The sequence below is a fragment of the Clostridium sp. genome, assembly GCF_036642255.1.
GTDB lineage: Bacteria > Bacillota > Clostridia > Clostridiales > Clostridiaceae > Clostridium_J.
Genome location: NZ_JAVWDJ010000033.1, coordinates 37,140 through 43,269 on the forward strand (window position 1 = coordinate 37,140; position 6,130 = coordinate 43,269).

General features: G+C 33.3%; 6 protein-coding genes and 1 pseudogene. All 7 read left to right on the forward strand.

Annotated elements, in window-relative coordinates; all coding sequences use genetic code 11:
• Positions 1 to 56: 56 nt before the first annotated feature.
• Positions 57 to 575: an NAD(P)H-dependent oxidoreductase subunit E gene (locus RR409_RS15410; RefSeq protein ID WP_332558665.1), complete on the forward strand. Its 519-nt coding sequence runs from the start codon at positions 57 to 59 to the stop codon at positions 573 to 575.
• Positions 576 to 598: 23 nt separating this feature from the next.
• Complete coding sequence (locus tag RR409_RS15415; protein WP_332558659.1) at positions 599 to 2,491, forward strand: NADH-quinone oxidoreductase subunit NuoF; 1,893 nt, start codon at positions 599 to 601, stop codon at positions 2,489 to 2,491.
• A gap of 20 nt (positions 2,492 to 2,511) precedes the next feature.
• Positions 2,512 to 4,254 carry an NADH-dependent [FeFe] hydrogenase, group A6 gene (locus RR409_RS15420; RefSeq protein WP_332558660.1) on the forward strand — a complete coding sequence of 581 codons (1,743 nt, stop codon included), beginning with the start codon at positions 2,512 to 2,514 and terminating at the stop codon, positions 4,252 to 4,254.
• 204 nt (positions 4,255 to 4,458) lie between these two features.
• Positions 4,459 to 4,635 carry an H-type small acid-soluble spore protein gene (locus RR409_RS15425; RefSeq protein ID WP_332558661.1) on the forward strand — a complete coding sequence of 59 codons (177 nt, stop codon included), beginning with the start codon at positions 4,459 to 4,461 and terminating at the stop codon, positions 4,633 to 4,635.
• 87 nt (positions 4,636 to 4,722) lie between these two features.
• Entirely contained in the window at positions 4,723 to 4,845 is a 123-nt protein-coding gene (locus RR409_RS15430) for a hypothetical protein (protein ID WP_332558662.1), read from the forward strand.
• A gap of 82 nt (positions 4,846 to 4,927) precedes the next feature.
• Positions 4,928 to 5,083 (forward strand): hypothetical protein, encoded by a 156-nt coding sequence (locus RR409_RS15435; protein ID WP_332558663.1) that lies wholly within the window; start codon positions 4,928 to 4,930, stop codon positions 5,081 to 5,083.
• 392 nt (positions 5,084 to 5,475) lie between these two features.
• A pseudogene (locus tag RR409_RS15440) lies at positions 5,476 to 6,130 on the forward strand (hybrid sensor histidine kinase/response regulator); the annotation flags it as partial.

Consider the following 6,130-nt stretch of genomic DNA (forward strand, 5'->3'; position numbering starts at 1 on the left):
AGTTAGATAATGTGAAAGGGCGGTGAAATACCTGCAATTTAGCAGGTGATGGGATGATGGATTACAGCAAATATAATCTGGACAGAGAAAAATTGGAGAAACTGGAACAATACATTGATGGGCTAGAAAGAAAAGAAGGAGCACTTATAAATATTTTACATGAAGCTCAAGATTTATTTGGATATCTTCCTGAAAATCTACAATTATTTGTTTCTAGAAAACTAGGGGTTACTGCAGCCAAAGTATTCGGAGTTTCAACCTTCTACTCTTATTTTACTATGGAACCAAGAGGTAAACATACTATCAATGTATGCATGGGCACTGCGTGTTTTGTAAAGGGTGCTGATAAAGTTTTAGAAGAATTTAGAAAGCAACTTAACATTAAAGAGGGCAAAAATATGAGTGAGGATGGTATATTCTCACTGGATTCTTTAAGGTGTGTAGGGGCTTGTGGCCTTGCGCCAGTTGTTCTTGTAGATGGAAAGGTATTTGGAAGAGTAAAAGTTGAAGATGTTTCTAAAATCATAAGTGAATATAAAGAAGTTAGGGAAGTAAGTGAAGTTAAGGAAATTTAGAATTTTTGATTGGAGGGAAGAACATGACTAAAATTAAATCTCTTGAAGAACTTACAGTTTTAAGAGATAAATTTAAACATAGTGTAATTAATCGAAACTCTGACGCTGCAGAGCATAAAAGTATTGATGGTTTCAAAAAAGAGTTGCTTATTTGTGGGGGAACAGGTTGTCAAGCATCTGGAGGAGTAGATGTTTTAGGAGTTTTAAAAGATGAAGTACATAAAAGGGGATTAGAGAAGGAAGTAAACGTTATAAAAACAGGATGTTTTGGTTTTTGTGAAAAAGGGCCAATAGTAAAGGTAGTACCTGATAATACCTTTTACATAGAAGTTGATAAAGAGAAAGCTGTTAAAATAATTGAAGAACATATTATTAGTGGAAATCCTGTGGAGAATTTTTTATATCATGATCCTGAAACGAATAAGCTGATTTCAAAACAAGATGAAATTCCATTTTATAAAAAACAAATTAGAATAGCCTTAAGAAATTGTGGACTGATAGATCCAGAAAACATAAATGAGTATATAGCAGTAGATGGATATCAAGCTATAGGACAAATTTTAAAACAATGGAGTGCTGATGATGTTATAAATGAAATCAAGAAAAGTGGTTTACGTGGAAGAGGTGGCGGAGGTTTCCCCACAGGTATGAAATGGGAGTTAACTAAGAAGTCCACCTCAGATATAAAATACATAATCTGCAACGCAGATGAAGGTGATCCAGGTGCTTTCATGGATAGAAGTATTCTTGAAGGAGACCCTCATTCAGTAATTGAGGCTATGGCAATTGCGGGGTATGCTGTAGGGGCTTCTGAAGGATATGTGTACATTAGAGCTGAATACCCTCTTGCAATAAATAGGCTTAGAACAGCTATAAAACAGGCCTATGAAGTGGGATTATTAGGTGAAAATATTCTAGGTTCAGGTTTTACCTTTAATATAGATTTAAGTTATGGAGCAGGTGCATTTATTTGTGGAGAAGAAACTGCCTTAATTAATTCTATTGAAGGTGGTCGTGGTGAACCAACAGTTAAACCTCCATTCCCAGCAGAAATAGGTCTTTGGAAAAAACCAACTAATATTAATAATGTAGAGACTCTTGCAAATATCTGCCAAATTATTTTAAAGGGTGCAGAGTGGTTTAGATCAATAGGTACTGAAAAGAGCAAAGGTACAAAGGTTTTTGCATTGGCTGGGAAAATTAATAATGTTGGTTTAGTTGAAGTACCAATGGGTATTACCTTAAGAGAGATTATTTTCGATCTAGGGGGTGGAATAAAAAATGATAGGAAGTTCAAGGCAGTTCAAACTGGAGGGCCTTCAGGTGGATGTATACCAGCGTCATACTTAGACACTCCTATTGATTATGACAATTTAATTGCTATTGGGTCCATGATGGGATCTGGTGGAATGATTGTAATGGATGAGGATGACTGCATGGTTAATATAGCAAAATTCTATCTTGAATTTAGTTGTGATGAATCATGTGGTAGGTGTACAGCTTGTAGAGTTGGAAATATGAGGCTACTTGAAACACTAAAAGAGATTACTGATGGTAAAGGAACTATGGAACATTTGGAAGATTTAAAGGATTTAGGTCAAATAGTTAAAGACTCTTCTCTTTGCGGTCTAGGTCAAACTTCGCCAAACCCAATTTTAAGCACTATGAACTTCTTCTGGGATGAGTATGTAGCTCACGTTAAAGATAAAGATTGTCCTGCAAAAGTTTGTACATCTCTGTTAAAGTATGCCACCTTACCAGAAAAGTGTGTTGGATGCACTGCGTGTTCTAGAGTTTGTCCAGCAGAAGCTATATCAGGCTCAGCTAAGAAGACTCATATAATTGATCAAAATAAATGTATTAAATGCGGGGCTTGTGTGACGAAATGTAAGTTTAATGCGATTACAAGGAAATAATGGTGAAAGGAGTTAAAGCTATGAAATTAGTTAAGTGTACTATAAATGGTATAGATACTGAAGTACCTGAAGGTACTACAATTGTAGATGCTGCTCGTAAGATAAATGTAAATATACCAACTTTATGTTATTTAAATCTCCACGATATTAAAATGGTAAATAGAACAGCATCTTGCAGAGTATGTCTAGTTGAAGTAGAAGGAAGGCGTAATCTTGCTCCAGCTTGTGCTACAGAAGTATTTGAAGGAATGAAAATTCAAACTAATACTCTTAGAGCTATAAAAGCAAGACGTACTATGGTTGAACTATTATTATCAGATCATCCTACTGATTGTTTAGTGTGTGAAAAAAATAGAGATTGTCAATTACAAAAGCTTGCAGCAGACCTTCGAGTAAGAAAAATTAAATATAAGGGACATATGTCAAACTATAAAAAAGATTCCTCAAGTGGTGCATTATATAGAAACTTAGACAAATGCATAATGTGTAGAAGATGCGAAACCATGTGTAATGAAGTTCAAACATGTGGAATATATTCTGCAGTAGATAGAGGGTTTGAAACAGTTGTATCACCAGCCTTTGGGTTGCCTATGCTGGATACTCAATGTACTTTTTGTGGTCAATGTGTGTCAGTTTGCCCAACTGCCGCACTAACAGCAGTAAATCATGTATCTAAGCTATGGGAAGTTTTATCTGATCCTGATAAGTATGTTATAGTTCAAACAGCACCTGCAATTAGAGTTGCCTTAGGTGAAGAGTTTGATATGGAGCCAGGTACCATAGTTACAGGGAAAATGGTGGCAGCCCTTAGAAGACTTGGATTTAAGCAGGTATTTGATACAGATTTTGCAGCGGATGTTACAATTATGGAAGAAGCTACTGAATTTATTCATAGACTTCAAAATGGTGGAAGATTACCTATACTCACAAGTTGCTGCCCAAGTTGGGTAAAATTCATAGAACATCAATTTCCAGATTTGTTAGATGTACCATCAACGTGTAAATCACCACATATAATGTTTGGAACTATTGCTAAAACGTATTTAGCAGAAAAAATTAATATTGATCCTGAAAAAATTGTTGTAGTTTCTGTAATGCCTTGCATTGCGAAAAAATATGAAGTTGTAAGACCTGAGCTTCAACATGAAGGAAATAAAAATGTTGATATAGTTATTACTACTAGGGAATTTGCTGATATGATAAGAGAAGCAGGATTGGACTTTACAAAGTTACCAGACGAAGATTTTGATCATCCTCTTGGTGAATCTACTGGAGCATCGGTTATCTTTGGAACTACAGGTGGTGTTATTGAAGCTGCACTAAGAACAGCCTATGAATGGTTGACTAACAAAACCTTAGAAGATGTAGAGTTTCATGGTGTAAGAGGATTAGATGGACTAAAAGAAGCATCTGTTAATATAAATGGTGAAGAAATAAAAATTGGGGTTGCTCATGGTCTTGGAAATGCAAGAAAGCTCTTAGAAGATATTCAAGCGGGAAAGGCTCACTACCATGCCATTGAAATAATGGCTTGTCCAGGCGGCTGCATTGATGGTGGAGGTCAACCTTATAATCATGGAGATATGGAAATAGTCAAAAAGAGAATGGAAGCTATTTATAGAGAAGATAGAAGTAAACATATAAGAAAGTCCCATGAAAATCCTGCAGTTATTGAGCTTTATGAGAAGTATATAGGAAAACCAGGTGGACACAAAGCCCATGAACTTCTTCATACTCATTACACAAAAAGAGAAAAGATATAATCACAGGGTCGGAATACCGACCCTGTTTATTTTTAATCAATATTAATTAAAAAAATTATTATTTAACATATTAAAATTTTTTTGCTTTCATAACATAACGACTCTTTTTTACTTATGATTATGTAAAGTCTGACTAATTAAGCAAACTTTTAAAAGGATAAAACCAAGCTGTTATATAAATAATAATAACTAAGGAGGTGCATTATGAAACTAGAAAGAGCAAAAGAAATCTTTGATTCTTATGGTGTCGTAAATGTGAATTATAGGTCCAAACCAGTATGGATTGAAGACATACATTTAGATGGAAAGAAAGTTCATGTAAAAGTTTTACCCACTGATGAAGTCCTGGAAGTACCAGTAGAAGAATTATTAGAAGAATAATGTTTTCATTTAGATAATATTAATGATATCAAATCAAATACAATAACTGTTAAATTTATAAGTACTTTAAAAGGAGGACTAACAATTATGGAAAAGGGAAAAAAATGCTGTACAAATAGTCAAGAAGTGAATATTGGAACTAAAAGAACAAAAGGTGCAGAGCATCAAGAGAAACAGACTAATACTAAATCAAGGGTAAATTCAAATTAAATTTTAAATTAATTCCACGCATATTTTAAAATGAAAAATACGAAACTTATGATTAAAGCATAACTTGGAAGGAGAATGACTTATGAATAGAAATAAGAGAAATAAAAATAAAAAGGTAAATGAAGCTATAAGTAATATGGGAAGCAGTACAAGTTTCCAAAGTTTAAGTAATTCGAGTAATACTCAAGATAAATCTCTTACAAAAATTGAATCTCATACAGATAATACAGCTTATTAATTCTTATTGAAAAAAACCATCATTCGTTAAAAAGTAAGTGTAAAAATGATATAAATATAGAAAACAGAGAGAATCTAAAGCATAGATTCTCTCTGTTATTTTTAATCGTATCTTACTACCTTAGTCAATGGAACAGATACTTATTTTCAATGAGTACTTTTGTTTTGCAACACATTTAAGATTTAATGTTTGAGGTAGTAACAAAAATTATGATATTCACGTAGCTCGTACAAGATTTAACTAAAATATACATTAGTATTAATGTCAAAACTGTTGGGGGGAAGCTCACATAACGAGTATTGTAAAAATTTGAAATATTTTGTATAATCAATATACATTATAGTGGTTTTTGTCTAAATATAAATAGAATATTATAAGGGTGGGTGGGTAAAGTGTACAAGGCTAAGAATTCATTAAAGAGCTCAATAATTATTTCATTTATAGTAACTATAGTTTCTATACTATGTATTATGGGATATGTTGCATTCTCAGGATGGAAAACTTCTATAAATACTATAATTATGCAGATTGAGAACGATGCAAATACTCATATCTTAAGTGAGTTAGACACATTCCTAAAAGTGCCGGCATATATCAATGAGGTTGGTCACAACCTAATTCAAAATGGCCTCGTAGATGTACACAATAAGCAAGACCTTGAAGTATTTTTTTCTGGGACTATGAAGGCAAATCCAGAGTATGTATATAGTTTTAGTTTTGGTACAGAAGATGGCGAATATTATGGAGCACGTAGAAATTTACAAAACCATATAGAAATTATGAAAAGTGATGGAGAAACTAAAGGAAATTCCAAGTACTATTCTATAACTTCAGAACTAACTGCAGGTGAGTTTGTAAAGGACTTTGGAAAATTCGATGTACGAACAAGAGAATGGTATAAAAATGCAAAGGAAAAGGGAATGGCAACATTTTCTTCAATATATAAACATTTTGTAATAAACGATTTAGCAATTACAGCATCCTATCCCATTTATGAAAAAGATGGTTCCCTTAAAGGAATATTAGGTACGCATTTTCCTCTTTCAA

What these genes read in the sequence shown, in the direction of transcription:
- RR409_RS15425 (WP_332558661.1), top strand. Translation starts at nt 4,459, where the DNA reads ATGAAACTAGAAAGAGCAAAAGAAATCTTTGATTCTTATGGTGTCGTA.
- RR409_RS15435 (WP_332558663.1), top strand. Translation starts at nt 4,928, where the DNA reads ATGAATAGAAATAAGAGAAATAAAAATAAAAAGGTAAATGAAGCTATA.
- RR409_RS15420 (WP_332558660.1), top strand. Translation starts at nt 2,512, where the DNA reads ATGAAATTAGTTAAGTGTACTATAAATGGTATAGATACTGAAGTACCT.
- RR409_RS15410 (WP_332558665.1), top strand. Translation starts at nt 57, where the DNA reads ATGGATTACAGCAAATATAATCTGGACAGAGAAAAATTGGAGAAACTG.
- RR409_RS15430 (WP_332558662.1), top strand. Translation starts at nt 4,723, where the DNA reads ATGGAAAAGGGAAAAAAATGCTGTACAAATAGTCAAGAAGTGAATATT.
- RR409_RS15415 (WP_332558659.1), top strand. Translation starts at nt 599, where the DNA reads ATGACTAAAATTAAATCTCTTGAAGAACTTACAGTTTTAAGAGATAAA.